Genomic DNA, 13,773 nt, shown 5'->3' with positions numbered 1-13,773 from the left:
AGGGCAAGCGCGTGCTTCCGTCCTGCAGCGCGATCCCGTCCATGGCAGGAGCGAGCGTGGCAGTGCAATGCGATGCGCTTGTTACGAGGGATAAGACGGGGGCCGGTGACAACGACTGAACCGTTGCAACAAAAAATTCATCTGCGCACGCGCCGCTCAGCTCAACAGCACGACACCGCCGGGCATGCTCACCACCTTTGCGCCATAGGCGTCGCGCACCAGATCGATGAAGGTATCGATGCGCGCCAGTGGAATGCGCGCTTGTACGCGCCGTGCCGGCAGTGCGCTGCCGGTCAGCACGATCCGGCCGGTGCGGTAGCGGTTGATTTCGTCCACCACGTCCTGCAGCGGCTGATCATCGAAGACCAGCCAGCCGCGCCGCCACGCGTCGATGCCATCGGTCGGCACCGGTGCCACGGAGGCGATCCGGTCCGCTGTCAGGCGTGCCTGCCACGAGGGCTGCAGCACCACGGTGCGTGGGCCACGCACCAGTTCGGCCCGCCCGGCCAGGCAGGTGATGCGGGTGTCGCCGCCGACGCAGCGCACATTCACCCGCGCGCCCGGCGACGGCATCAACCGGGCACCGTCGACACCGATCACGAAGCCGGTGGCCGCCGAGGCCGGCAACGCGAACTGGGCTTCGCCCTCGGTCACCACGATCCCGGCCGAACCGTCGGCGGGACGGCGCATCGTGGTGCGCGCGGCCATGGCCACGGCGACGCTGCCGATGCTGATATCGCGGCGCTCGCCGGTGGCGGTGCGGTAGTCGGCGCCCAGCGCGTCCAGCGCCGGCCACAGGCCCAGCGGCGACTGCACTGCCACCCAGCCGACCGCGGCGGCGGCCGCAGCGCCGCCCAGGAACGCGCGGCGGCCGGGATTGAAACGGCGGGGGCGTTGCCGCACCGGGAGGGCGGCTGCGGATGCGCTCAGCGGCACGCCAGCGTTCACCGCCGGTGCCTCCGCGGGCGCGGCACTGGCCTGCAGCGCCGGTGCCAGCGCTGCCCACAGCCGGCGTGCCTGGGCGAAGGCCAGCGCATGGCCGGGGTCCTGCGCGCGCCAGCGTCGGAATGCCTCGGCGTCGGCGGCCGTCACCGGGCCGGTCTGCAGGCGCAGCAGCCAGTGGTGCGCCTGCGCCTGCAGGTCAGCGGAAAGGGGGGCGGGCGTGGTCTTCATATCTGTCATGACGGTTTTCCCGCCCCGGGACCGAAACGCTGCACGAGCGGCCGGTCCAGCCGACCTGCGCAATGCTGCAGCGCCTTCTTGAGATCCTTGCCGATCATCCGCGAGGAGACCCCGTGCTGGTCGGCGATGGTATCGATCGGCTGCTGGTCGATCCGCGCGGCGATCAGGATGGCGCGCTGGCGCTCGGGCAACTCGCGCAGGGCGTCGGCCAGCGCCGCGATCTCGGCCTGGCCATGCGCCACGTCGGAGGGGTCCAGGGAATCCGGGGTTTCCTCCATCAGCGCCTCCACCTCGGCACCGGTCAGCACCCGGCCGTGGGCGATGCGCTGATCGGTGGCGGTATTGAGCGCCATGCGGAACAGATACGCCACCGGATTACGCTGCGGCTGCGCACTGCCCATGCGTTCCACGCGCAACCAGGTCTCCTGCAGCGCCTCCATGGCCAGATCGTCCGAGCCGAGCCGGCGCCGCAGGCGTTTGCGGAAGGCCTCGTAGTGATCCAGGAACAGGCTGCGCAGGCCCGCCATCACCGGCTCCGGCACGGTGGGGTCGCGCCGGTCGCTTCCGGCAGCAACAGCAGCGTGATCGGTTGAGGCAGGTCGGCCGGCAGGCCGGGCAACGGCAGGTCGCGCACCCGCCGGACGATCGCCGCGTCGCGCACCGGGTCGCCAGTGGACGCCAGCAGTTCCGGCGCGCGGATGCGTCGATCCGGTTCGGACAACCAGAAGCGCAGGCTGGCCCGATAGCTGCCCGGCCGGGTCAGTGCCGTAGCGCACAGCGCCTGCTCCAGCGCGTGCTGGATCACCTGGGCGCCGCGCTGGCGGGTCCGCTCGGGCAGCGACGGCGTGCGCATCGGTGTGGCATCGGGCAACGCCTCGTCGGCATCCACCGAGCCCACCGGCACCAGCGTGAACGCACCGTTCTCCACGAAATGCGGAGCCAGCCCGGTACCGCCCAGCATCCGCTGCAACGCGTCGCGCCGGGCGTACCGCCCCGACAGCGCGGTCGAACGCAGGCCACCCAACAAGCGGGCATCGATCAGTACCGCCACCCCGGTGATCTCCCCATACGACTGCAAGGCCTCCGGCAGCGGCTGCGCCGGAACATCGAACGTGTACTGCGTGTGCGCGGCATCGATGGCGTCCCGGGCCAGCGCCATCGCCGGCGGCCAGGTCATCGCGAGCAGCAGAAACAGCCAGGCACACGGGCGCAGAGCGTTCCTGCGCCGGCCGCCGATGCGTTTGCCTGCCCGCCCCTGTTGGTCATGCGCCCCAGTGTCATCAAACTGCATGCAAGACGCGCCAGCATCACAACGCCAAGCCGGTCACGTTAGGTCGGTTTCATTGCAGAGCGGTGACACCCATGCCGGACCTTCGATCACCCACCGCAGCGGGCCTGTGCATCGCCCTGCTGGCCGTGCCCTGGGTCGCCCGCGCGCAGGCAGGCCCCGCGCCGGCCTGCATCGAGGTGGAGGTCAACGGCGAGCGCATCCGCGATTACGCGTGTTTCAGCCGGCTGCTCGCGCCTGCGCCGGCCTCGGTGGCACCCGCACAGGCATCCGGCTCGCTGCTGATCGTCCGCCAGCCACCCTCGGCGCTGGGGTTGGCCCATCGCGCTGCTACCCAGCAGCGCATGGGCACTGCGTTCGGGATGTCGACGCAGCCGCAGCGCCCGCCGCCACCGCCGCCACCGGTCCGGCCGGGGCGATGACGCTCAGGGGACGGGCGCGTCGCCCGCCGCAGGGGATGCCAGGGACAGCCCGAGGTTCAACGGCTGCCGCATGTCCGGCGGTGGCGCGGCGGGCAACGGCGTGTCGCGCAGCAGCGCACGCAGATCGGCATCCGCCACGGCGTCACCCAGCGAGGCGAAACGGCTGTCGGTGATGGTGCCACTGGCATCGATCCACAGCGATACCGTCAACGATGCCGCCGGATCGCCGCGCTCGGCCAGCCGGGCCTGCAAGCGCTCGACACGCGGATCCGCCGGGTCGCCCAGACGCTGCGACACCACCTCACCGGCCTGCGCGGCGTAGGCCATCCAGTGCGCCGGTGCGGCATCGGCTGCCGTAGCCGCACTGGCCACGACCAGCCCACCCAGCACGCCCCAGCGACGGGCCTGCCGCCACCACTGCTGCAGCCGCTGCCGCCACGCATGCGTGTGTACTGCCACCACCGTCATGTTGCCCACCCCGAAAAAGAAACCGGGCCGCGCAGGGGCGGCCCGGTGGGCGATTACCGTGCCATGCGTCCGTGACAGAACGATGGCGGGGGGTGCGGCTCAGTACGTGCCGTCGAACGCGAAGATAGGTTTGCGCTGCTTCCACAGCCCGGCGGTGAAGTCCGGGAATTCCAGCGTCTGGAAGCTGTTGGCGATGGACTGCTCGGACAGCGGCGTGATCGCGCTCCAGGTGATCGCATCGTAGATGTCGATCGGCATCGGTGCCTTGGCCTTGAGGGCTTCCACGAAGGCGTGGATGACGAACCAGTCCATCCCGCCATGCCCGGCGCTGGCGGCGGTAGCGGCGTGCTGCTTCCACAGCGGGTGCTCGAACTGGTCCTGGTAGGCCTGGAACGGTTCCCACTTGTGCGGCGGGCTGCGGCCTTCGATGTGGATGGACTGGTTCACGTCCATCCACAGGCCCTTGGTGCCCTGCACGCGGAAGCCCATCGAGTACGGACGCGGCAGCGAGGTGTCGTGCTGCAGCAGGATCGTCTCGCCGTTCTCGCAGGCCAGCGTGGTGGTGACGATGTCGCCGAGCTTGAAGGTGACCTGGGTGCTGGGATGCGTGGTGCCGCCACTCTTGGCCACGGTGTAGTCGTGCAGGCCGCGTGCCTTGCTGGCAAACGCATTGATGTGGGTGAAACGGTTGCCACGGTTGATGCCGGTGTACATCGCGCACGGACCAATGCCATGGCTGGGGTACAGCTCGCCGTTGCGCTTCACCGAGTGCTCGGTGCGCCAGCGCGCCTCGGACCAGCCCTTGGCCCCGAACTCCACGCCGCTGTCATAGGGCTGGCTGGGATCGCCGGAGTTGAACTTCACGCCCCGCAGGTCGTGCTGGTAGCCGCCCTGCAGATGCACGAGCTCGCCGAACAGGCCTTGCCGCACCATCTGCAGCGCCGCCATCACGTCGCGGCGATAGCAGACGTTCTCCAGCAGCATGTAGGGGGTGCCGGTGGACAGCTGGGTCTTGAGCACGTCCCAATGATCCTGCAGGGTGATGCCGGCAACCACTTCGCAACCCACCGCGACCTTGGCCTGCATGGCCGCGATCGCCATCGGCGCGTGGTATTCCCACGGTGTGGCGATGATCACGCCGTCCAGCCCGCGCTGCTCGATCAGCCGCTTCCACGCGTTGACGTCGCCGTCCTGGCCGTAGGCCTTGGGCGCCGGCTTACCGGCCTTGGCGACCATGTCCATGCCGCGCTTGAGCATGATCGGCTCGATGTCGCACAGTGCCACCACCTCCACGTCATCGCGGCGGACCAGTTCCTTCAGCAATACCTGGCCGCGCATGCCGGTGCCGATCAGGCCCAGCCGCACCTTGCGCCCGCGCGCCCAGGCGGGCGTGTTGGGCAGCAGGCTGGTGGCGGCGACGGCCGCGCTGGCGGCGATGAATTCTCTGCGTTTCATGGACAGTACCTCATGTGAAGATCGCGCCGGCCGGAACCGGCGCGAGGGATGCATCAGAATTTGTAGCCCACGGTCAGACTGTAGCCGCGACCGAAGATGGTGGCGTAATCGCTGGAATCGCCGAGGAAGCTGTTCGGATCGTAGAACGGCAGGCGGTCGAACAGGTTCTTGACGGTGAACCCGACGTTCCAGTGCGCGTCCGGGCGCCAGGCCACGCTCAGATTGGCCGTCCACCACGACGGTGCGCCGTCGCACTTGCTCTGCTCCACCGGCAGGTAACCGGCGGTGCAGGTCTGCGGGTTGTTGTCTTCCTCGTCGATCTGCTGCAGCGCCCACTTGGTGCCGCCGACGTAGTTGACGAAGACGCTGGTGGTGACCTGCTTGTAGCTCCAGTCCGCGTTCAACGTGGCGCGCAGGCGCGGGTTGTTGTAGTAGCCGACCAGGTCGCCGTAGTACCAGCCGCTTTCGTCGTCCAGGTAGGAACGGTTGCGGTTGGCGATGGTGGCGGCCACGCCGATGTTCAGGTTGCCCCACTCGCCCAGCGAGAAGCGGCTGCGGGCATCGATGTCGAAGCCGTCGATCAGGGTCTTGCCGCGGTTCTTGTACTGGCCCACCACGCTGGCCACGTTGCCCACGCTGTAGCCGGGCAGCGTGCCGGGACAGGCCACGCCGCTGGCCGGGTCGGCGCACATCGCCGCCAGGGCGGCCAGGTTGGCGCGGTCGCTTTCAGTGATCGGCGAGCGCGTGGAGGCGATGATGTCCTCGTCACGGGTGAAGTCCGGGGCGACGATCTCGTTGCTGCGGTAGATGAACCAGTAGTCGGCCGACACCGACAGCCACTGCGTGGGTTCGTAGACGAAGCCCAGCGTGGTGATCTTGGCCTTCTCCGGCTTCAGCTCCGGGTTGGGCTGGGTCATGCGCGCCACGGTGCGGCTGCAGTCGGTGTTGAGCAGGGTCTTGCCCAGGTCGACATCCCCGCCGCGCTGCGATCGCAACAGCAGGTTCGCGATCGCGTTGGTCTCGTTGCAGCGCACCTCGTCGCGGTAGCCGCCCAGCTGGGCGAACACGCCGCCGTTGCCGGATTCGGCCAGGCTGGGCGCGCGGAAGCCGGTGGAGTACGTGCCGCGCAGCATCAGCTGGTCGAACATCTGGTACTTCAGGCCGATCTTCGGCGCCAGGTTGGCGCTGAAGTCCGGGTATTTGTCCACGCGCAGCGCGGCATCCAGTTCCAGCTTCTCGGTGAGTGGCGCCACCGTCTCGGCGAACAGCGCGTAGGTGTTGCGCTTGCCGTCGAACCACGAGCCACCCTGCTGGGTGATCAGGCCATTGGCCGCGTCCGGGTTGCCGGGCGTATAGAAGGTCTCGCGGCTGGCGTTGAAGCCGAACGCCGCACGCACTTCGCCGGCGGGCATCTGGAACAGCGGGCCTTCGATCTTGCCGTCCAGGGTATGCAGGCGGGTCCAGGACTGGATGTCGAAGGTCGGGAACGCCTCGCGGATCAGCGCGGCGTTGGCGTCGCTGATCTCGCCGAATTTGTACGCCGGGTGATCGGAGATGATCACGCGGCCGGTGCCCGGATCGACCGCGTACGGGCCGAAGGCCTTCTCGAAGCCGGCCAGGTTGACGTTGGTGGTCTGGTAGGTGACCGAGTGGCTGCCGGCAGTGGCGAACGCGGTTTCCCAGTTCCAGTCGCCGATGTCACCGCGCAGCCCGGCCACCACGCGGTAGCTCTGGTCGGTGTTGCGCTGGCCGAAGTGGTTGGCGCCCACGTCCTGCAGCAGGTACTGCAGGCCGACCACGCCGCCCATCAGCGCCTTCAGTTCGGGCGAGGCGTTGTTGTATTCGTTGTTCGGGCCCAGGTACGGATACAGGAACTGGTTGACCGTGGTGCCGGTGTTGCGCGAGAACCAGCTGGTCGGGTTGCCGGTGGTGGTGCCGTAGGCGCGCGGCGTGCCGCCGTTGGCGGTCAGGTCGATGTCGGTATAGGTCGCTTCGGCGAAGGCTTCGGTGCTGTCGCCGATCAGGAAGTGGGCGTTGACGTAGGCCGTGTTGCGCTCGGATTTGGCGCCGGCGTCGATCTCGTTGTTCATCCACGTCTCCCAGATACAGCGCGGGCCGGCCGCTTCGCTGGTGAGCACGTTGTTGCAGCCCGGGGCGGCTTCCTGCACGCGGCGGCCGGTGACCGGGTCGAAGGCAAAGTAGCTGCCGGGGTTGAACTCACCGGGCTTGCTGCCGGTACCCAGGCGCAGGTTGGGCAGGTAGTTGGGGTTGTTGACGTAGTACTGATCGGGCCGCTTGTCGTAGAAATCGCTCAGCGGGATCGCATCGCGCCGGTACAGATTGACCGAGGCGTACACGTTGTAGCGGTCTTCATCGAGGTCGCCGAAACCGGCGGTGATGCTGCCCTGGTGCTCGCCGTAGGAGCTGATCCGCGAGGACTTGTCCGTGGTGAGATTGATCTCCGCGCCCTGGTAGGAGCGCTTGGTGATGACGTTGATCACGCCGGCCACGGCGTCGGTGCCGTACACCGCCGAGGCACCGTCGGTCAACACTTCCATGCGCTCGATCGCCGCGGCGGGGATCGCATCGATGTTGACGAACTGGGTCTGGAAGCCGGCCGGCGCGCCGTAGTAGGACAGGCGGCGGCCATTCAACAGCACCAGCGTGCCCTGCGCGCCGAGACCGCGCAGGTTGGCCTGCGAGGCCCCGTCCGAGCCGGTGAACAGCGAGCGCGCATCCTGCTGGCCCGGGCGTGCCGCCGGCAGGTTGTCGAGCACCTGCAGCAGCGTGCGTGCGCCCATGTTCTCGATGTCCTGCTTGCTGATCACCTGCACCGGCGAGGCGGTTTCCACATCGCTGCGGCGGATGTTGGAGCCGGTCACCTCGATGCGCGACAGCTCGGTGGCTTTGGTGTCGGGTGTGGCGTCCTGGGCGCTGGCACTGCCGACCACCGCAACGGCCAGGCCGAGTGCGATGGACAAGGGGGTGGCGGTGATGCGGCGATGGCGATGGCGTTCGGTCAACATCTTGGGCTCCTTGTTCGATCCGCAGCGTGGGGCTGGCGGTGGATGGGTGTGTTCGGGCAAACGTCCCCCGTGCCGCGGCCGGACGGCCGCAGACGGGAAACGGGAGAGAGCGGTGTTTCGAAAGGCGGTTCGGTTACGGCGACACGATGCTGGCGGTATCGCCCTCCTGTCCGATCAGGGCGGCGTTCGCCCAGTTGCCACAGACCTGCGCAGGGTGATCGCCCTGCGCCCCGAGCGTGCGCAGGCTCAGCCGCTGCAGGCCGCGCACGTCCAGCTCCGGTTTGACCACGCCGGGTGCTTTGACCAGGCCGCTGTCGTACAGCAGCCGACCATCGCCCCAGACCTGGAACTGCATGCCGCCGGCGGTGCGGCATTGGTCATCGATCCCCAGGTCGGCGCGCAGCAGGCGCCAGCCGCCGCCCAGCTGCAGGTCGATCCGGCTGCTGGCGTTGACGCCCAGGCCGCGGCGGAAATGCAGGCCGTTCATGCGCATTTCGGCCTGGCCACCGAAGGCATGGTCGCTGGCAACGCTGGCCTTCAACGGGGCCGGCAGCGGCAACGCGGACAGGTACAGCTGCTGCGCGGGGCCCTCGGGCTGCGGATGCTCCAGCACGTGGAAGGTGGACAGCACGATCGGGCCGACATCGCGCGGCTGCAGCGCATCGACCGCCCGCGCCACGCTGCCCTGCGCCGCAGTCACCATCGGATCGGCACCGCTGGCGCCATCGCCGTCCGGGTTCTGCGTGCTCAGCACGCGGAAGCGCAGCAGGCGGCCGGCATGGGCGGGGAAGTCGATCTGCTGCATGCCCTGCTGCAGGGTCAGGCGGCCACGCTTGATCGGTTCACCCCACTCGCCGTTGCTGTCGGCCATGTAGATCTCGTAATCGCGGATCTGGCCGTTCTTCCAGTGCTGGTCGTTGCGCGGCGCCAGCTCGATGCCGTCGATCAGCTTGCGTTCGCCGAAGCCGAGCACCCACTCGTGCGCGCCGGTCTTGACCGCCTGATTGCGCACGGTGCGGAACCACGTGGCCGGATCGTCGTCGAAGGCCTTCTCCATCTCGTAGCCCTGCTCCTCGGCCGGGCGGTTGACCACCAGCAGGCTGTCGGAGGGCAGCGCGCGGCCCAGTTCCGGGGCGGCCGGGAAGGCATCGTCGGCCGGCGCGGCGGCGATCGGCAGATCCAGCTGCAGCGCGAGCGCCTGGCGGATGTCGGTCGGCGCGGTGCGCACGTGCAGGGTGCCGCGGCGCTCGGCCGCATCGAAGTACCAGCCCTCGCCCGCACCCTGCCACGCTGCCTGGTCGGCCAGCATCGGCAGCGCGCGTCCGTCCAGCGTCACCGTGGCCGGGCGCTGGCGGCTGAGCACGCGCAGCGCATAGCGGCGCTGCGGCAGCTGGCCGGCGTACTGGCCCTGCACCGGATCGATGCGCACCTGCACCGGGCCAGTGCCCTGCGCCGGGGCCTGCACCGTGATCGCCTGCGTGCTCGATTCGCCCTTCTCATAACGGCGGGTGGCGCCATCGTCTTCGTACAGCGTGTACTGCGAGGTGCCCTGCGGATACAGATCGAAGGTCACTTCGTCGAGCGGCTTTTCACCGTCATAGAGCATCGCCGGGTACATCGGGATGATCGCCCCGGCACGCACGAACACCGGGATCGTGGCCAGGTCGACCGGACGATCCAGCGCGCGGCCCTCGGCACCGGCCTGCAGCTGGCGGCCGTCCCAGTAATCGATCCAGCGGCCCTGCGGCAGGTGGATGTCGCGGCGCCAGCCACGGCTCGCCGCCTGGCTGCGGTACACCGGCGCGATCAGCAGCTCGCGGCCGAGCAGGAACTGGTACTTGTGCGCTTCGGTATACGCCTGCGGATCCTGCGGGTAGTCCCACATCAGCGCGCGCAGCAGCGGGGCACCGGTGGTCGCCGCGTCGTGCGCCAGCCCGTACATGTACGGGGTCATGCGCATTTTCAGCTTGAGGTAGTCGCGGTTGACGCTGCGGTAGGGCTCATCGAACCACCACGGATGCTTGCGCGCATTGCCGGACCAGCCGGACATGCCCATCAGCACGGGCGTGAAGCTCTTCCACTGCAGGTCGCGGGTGAAGGTCTCGGCGCTGCCACCGAAGATCGCGTCCACGTCACCACTGGCGTAGGCCATGCCGGACAGGCCCGAGCCGATCAGGGTCGGGATGTGCCAGCGGATGTAATCCCAGCTGCTGCTCTGGTCGCCGGTCCAGGCCACCGCGTAACGCTGGATGCCGCCCCAGCCCATCACCGTCCACAGGAACGGGCGCGAGTCGGAGTTGTGCAGGATGCCGTTGAACGCGGACTGGTTGGCATCCATCGCGAACTGGTAGCCCTTGCCGGTCCAGGCCACGTCCAGCTTCTGCACGCGGCTGCCGGCGGTGCCCACTTCCCAGGCGATCTTGTCGACGCCGTTCTCGGTCCACAGGCCGGTCTTGAAGCCATACTTCGCCAGGCCCTGCACGGTCTCGGGCAGCTTCTTGTAACCGCAGCCGTAGCCATCGTTGGGCAGGATCCAGCCACCGGGCATGTCATGGTCGCGGTACTGCCTGGCCACGCTGTCCACCACGTCCGGCGTAGTGCCGGTCGGGCCGTCGCTCCAGCCGTCGGGCACGCTGCCGGGCTTCTTGATGTTGTCGCCATCGTTGTAGCAGTCGGCGTCGCCATAGGAGAACGCCCAGCGCGGCAGCAGGCCGGCGCGGCCGGTCAGCGTGGTGTAGCGGTCCAGCAGGGTGTGCAGGCTCGGGCCGACGAAGTAGTACGCATCGAAGCGGTCTTCGCGATGCAGCAGCGTGGCCTGGTCGGCCTGTCGCAGATCGTAGGTGCCATCGCTCCAGGTGTTGCGCAGCATGCCCCAGCCGCGCGAGCTCAGCAGCATCGGCGCGGGGTTGGGCCGATCGCCCTCTTCCCAGCCGCCGGAGTACGACACCTCCAGCTCGCGGCCCTTGAATTCGAAGCGGCCGTTCTGCTGGCCACCGCCGTAGAAGTGTTCACCGGCCTCGCTGGAGAGCACCTGCACGCTCTGGTCCTTGTCCAGGTCCAGCGGCTGCAGTTCGCGCCACAGGGCGACGTCGCGGCCGCCCTCGCGGCGATCCAGCGACAGGCGCAGCGGCTGGCGCTGGATGCGCAGGACCAGTGCATCGGTGCGGATGCGCACCTCGTTGGCGTCTTCTTCCAGTTGGAAGGCGACCTTCGTCGCCGGCTGCGGCAGGACGATGGGTGCGGCCTTGTCGCCGGCAGCGGTCAGCGTGCCGTTGCGGCCGGCCTGCACGCGCAGGACGTCCTCGCGCAGCAGCTCCACGCGCAGGATGGCGCCGGTATCGCTGCTGAGCGTCCAGCCGGCGGTGCCGTCTTTGCCCGGGGTCGCGCTGATCGCACGCAGGTTGCCCACCGGCGCGGCGCTGGCAGTGCCGGCCAGGGCCACTGCAGCGAGCAGTGCGATCGTCAGACCAGTGCGTCGTAACCGGAAGTCCACCTTGCCCCCAAGCCCGCGGTCAGCGGGAAACTGAAACCAGTGCGGCCGACTCTAGGGCAGGGTCTCGAAAGATGTCAACAAATTGCAAAGAAAAAGGAAGGATATTTTAGTGCAAACGAAAGATGTGGCACAGCAGCACTTTCCAAACGCCGCCTGAATGCGCGTTTTCGTGCCACCTGAAACCTTGGTGCGGCGCGACATTGAAGCGTGTGTCGATGACGCCCCGGACGCGATCGGTAAAAATTGTGATCGAAGCACCTTTTCTTTATCTTTCGATATTTGACATTTCGAAAGAAAACGCAGAAGGTGCGTTCGCCCAACAGGAATTGCGAATGGACGCTTCTCTGCTCACTGATTTGCCCGCGTGGCAGCGCCTCGGTGGCGCCTATACCGCCGAAGAAATCGCCCAGCAGCCCCGGCTGTGGACGGCGCTGGCCGACCTTCTGGACGCCGCACAGGCGCGCATCGATGCCTTCCTCGGTGACGCCCTGCGCGATCCCGGCCAGCGGGTGATCTTCACCGGCGCCGGCAGCTCGGGCTTCATCGCCGAGATGGTGGCCGACCAGATCAATGCGCAGTGGCCCGCCGAGGTCCGCGCCGTGCATACCACCAGCCTGCTGACCCATCCGGCGCTGTACCTGCGCCGCGATCGACCGACCCTGCTGGTGTCGTTCGGGCGCAGCGGCTCCAGCCCGGAGAGCGTGGCCGCGGTGAACCTTGTCCGCGACCAGGTCGACCACGCGCGCTTCCTGGACATCACCTGCAACGCCGCGGGCGAACTGGCCACGCGTGGCCACGGCCGCAGTGACACCTTGTCACTGCTGATGCCGCCGGCCAGTTGCGACCGCGCCTTCGCCATGACCAGCAGCCTGAGCTGCATGCTGCTGGCCGCGCTGAGCACGTTCGACAGCGCTCCGTGGGCGCAGCGTCGGGAACGCCTGCATGCGCTGGGCACCCACGGCGCACGTGCGCTGGACGCCTGGGATGCCGCGGTGGCTGCCCTGGCCCAGGCGCCGTACGCGCGCGTCATCTATCTCGGCAGCGGTCCGCTGGAAGCCGTTGCGCGCGAGGCCGCGCTGAAGGTGCTCGAACTCACCGCCGGCCGCGTGCTGGCGCTGGCCAACACCCCGCTGGGGTTCCGCCATGGGCCGAAGTCCACCCTCAACGGCGAGACCCTGGTGGTGATGTTGCGCAGCGCACAGCCGCTGGCCCGCCGCTACGAGCAGGACCTGTTGAACGAACTGCGCCGCGACGGCATCGCTGGCCGGGTGCTGTCGATCGGGCCCGACGACGCGGACCGCGCAGACGGCGATTTCGTGCTCGATGCGCCCGCGCTGCCCGATCCGTGGCTGGCCCCGCTGTGGCTGCTGGTGCCGCAGTGTTATGCGCTGCAGCGTTCGGCCGCGCTCGGCATGACCCCGGACAATCCCTTCCCCGACGGCACGGTCAACCGTGTGGTGCAGGGCGTGACCATCCATCCCCACGGCTGAGCACGCATGCAGACCTGGTACGGCATCGACATCGGCGGCACCAAGATCGAACTGGTCGCGTGCGACGCGGCGCTGGTGGTGCATCACCGCCAGCGCGTGGCGACACCCACCCGCGACTACGCCGCGTTCCTGCAGGCCATCATCGATCTGGTCGATGCCGCCGACCGCGCGCTCGGCGAGCGCGGCATGGCCGTCGGCATCGGCCTGCCCGGCGTGCGTGATCGTGCCAGTGGCCGCCAGCTCAGCGCCAACGTGCCCAGCCTGACCGGCCAGACCGTCGGTGCGGACCTGCAGGCACGCCTGCAGCGCCCGCTGGAACTGGGCAATGACCTGCAGTGTTTCGCCTTGTCCGAAGCGCATGACGGCGCTGCCGCCGGCTACCCCAGCATGTTCGGGGTCATCCTCGGCACCGGCGCGGGCGGTGGCTTCTGCGTGGGCGGCCGGCTGATCGCCGGGCACAACGGCATCGCCGGCGAATGGGGGCACTGGAGCCTCCCCGCCACCCTGCGGCAGCGCCACGATCTGCCGGTGCTGGACTGCGGCTGCGGCCTGCGGGGCTGCCTGGAGCGCTACGTCTCCGGCAGCGGGCTGGCGATGATCCACGAACGCCGCGGTGGCGCGGCCCTGGATGCCGCCGCGGTGGTCTCCCGTGCGCAGGATGGGGATGCGATCGCGCAGCAGGCCCTGGCCATCCACCGCGACCTGCTCGGCTACAGCTTCGCCAGCCTGATCCTCGCGCTGGACCCGCACGTGATCGTGCTCGGCGGCGGGCTGTCCAAGCTGGAGCAGCTCTACCGCGACCTGCCGGCCGCGATCGCGCCCTACCTGTTCACCGGCGTACGCGTCCCCCCGATCCTGCCGCCCACCTTCGGCGATGCCGGCGGTGCGCGTGGCGCCGCCCTGCTCGCACGCCAGCATTTTTCCTCCCCCTGAACACCGTTGTTACTGG

The 13,773-nt window shown here is 68.8% G+C and carries 10 protein-coding genes; 3 read left to right on the top strand and 7 right to left on the bottom strand.

The window, feature by feature from the left end:
- Positions 1 to 156: 156 nt before the first annotated feature.
- The 3 genes from HDC96_RS09555 to HDC96_RS09545 are packed head-to-tail and all read right to left on the bottom strand — an operon-like array spanning position 157 to position 2,473.
- Positions 157 to 1,182, bottom strand: coding sequence for a DUF4880 domain-containing protein (locus HDC96_RS09555; RefSeq protein WP_179459798.1), 1,026 nt, complete (start codon positions 1,180 to 1,182; stop codon positions 157 to 159).
- Positions 1,179 to 1,709: a sigma-70 family RNA polymerase sigma factor gene (locus tag HDC96_RS09550; RefSeq protein WP_179459797.1), complete on the bottom strand. Its 531-nt coding sequence runs from the start codon at positions 1,707 to 1,709 to the stop codon at positions 1,179 to 1,181. The genes HDC96_RS09555 and HDC96_RS09550 overlap by 4 nt, the downstream gene beginning before the upstream one ends.
- The gene (locus HDC96_RS09545) at positions 1,709 to 2,473 is read right to left on the bottom strand and encodes an STN domain-containing protein (RefSeq protein WP_179459796.1); all 765 of its coding nucleotides are present in this window, start codon (positions 2,471 to 2,473) and stop codon (positions 1,709 to 1,711) included. The genes HDC96_RS09550 and HDC96_RS09545 overlap by 1 nt, the downstream gene beginning before the upstream one ends.
- Positions 2,474 to 2,544: 71 nt before the next feature.
- Here HDC96_RS09545 and HDC96_RS09540 point away from each other — a divergent pair, with 71 nt between their 5' ends.
- The gene (locus HDC96_RS09540; RefSeq protein WP_179459795.1) at positions 2,545 to 2,892 is read left to right on the top strand and encodes a hypothetical protein; all 348 of its coding nucleotides are present in this window, start codon (positions 2,545 to 2,547) and stop codon (positions 2,890 to 2,892) included.
- 3 nt (positions 2,893 to 2,895) lie between these two features.
- Here HDC96_RS09540 and HDC96_RS09535 read toward each other — a convergent pair whose 3' ends face one another.
- From HDC96_RS09535 to HDC96_RS09520, 4 genes are all read right to left on the bottom strand, one after another.
- Positions 2,896 to 3,360, bottom strand: coding sequence for a hypothetical protein (locus tag HDC96_RS09535; protein WP_257018682.1), 465 nt, complete (start codon positions 3,358 to 3,360; stop codon positions 2,896 to 2,898).
- A gap of 99 nt (positions 3,361 to 3,459) precedes the next feature.
- Positions 3,460 to 4,815: a Gfo/Idh/MocA family oxidoreductase gene (locus HDC96_RS09530; protein WP_179459794.1), complete on the bottom strand. Its 1,356-nt coding sequence runs from the start codon at positions 4,813 to 4,815 to the stop codon at positions 3,460 to 3,462.
- Between the two features lie 53 nt (positions 4,816 to 4,868).
- On the bottom strand, positions 4,869 to 7,841 hold the full coding sequence (locus tag HDC96_RS09525) for a TonB-dependent receptor (protein WP_179459793.1): 2,973 nt from the start codon (positions 7,839 to 7,841) through the stop codon (positions 4,869 to 4,871).
- Positions 7,842 to 7,974: 133 nt separating this feature from the next.
- Positions 7,975 to 11,334 carry a TIM-barrel domain-containing protein gene (locus HDC96_RS09520; RefSeq protein WP_179459792.1) on the bottom strand — a complete coding sequence of 1,120 codons (3,360 nt, stop codon included), beginning with the start codon at positions 11,332 to 11,334 and terminating at the stop codon, positions 7,975 to 7,977.
- A gap of 332 nt (positions 11,335 to 11,666) precedes the next feature.
- On the opposite strand from HDC96_RS09520, the gene HDC96_RS09515 reads away from it, so the two are divergent.
- Positions 11,667 to 12,824, top strand: a complete 1,158-nt coding sequence (locus HDC96_RS09515; RefSeq protein WP_179459791.1) for an SIS domain-containing protein — start codon at positions 11,667 to 11,669, stop codon at positions 12,822 to 12,824.
- 6 nt (positions 12,825 to 12,830) lie between these two features.
- Positions 12,831 to 13,757 carry an ROK family protein gene (locus HDC96_RS09510; protein ID WP_179459790.1) on the top strand — a complete coding sequence of 309 codons (927 nt, stop codon included), beginning with the start codon at positions 12,831 to 12,833 and terminating at the stop codon, positions 13,755 to 13,757.
- The last annotated feature ends 16 nt before the right edge of the window (positions 13,758 to 13,773 follow it).

Source organism: Stenotrophomonas sp. JAI102, from assembly GCF_013409105.1.
Taxonomy (GTDB): Bacteria; Pseudomonadota; Gammaproteobacteria; order Xanthomonadales; family Xanthomonadaceae; genus Stenotrophomonas; species Stenotrophomonas maltophilia_AA.
Note: the sequence above shows the minus strand (reverse complement) of the source record. Positions and strands in the feature narration are given on the sequence as shown.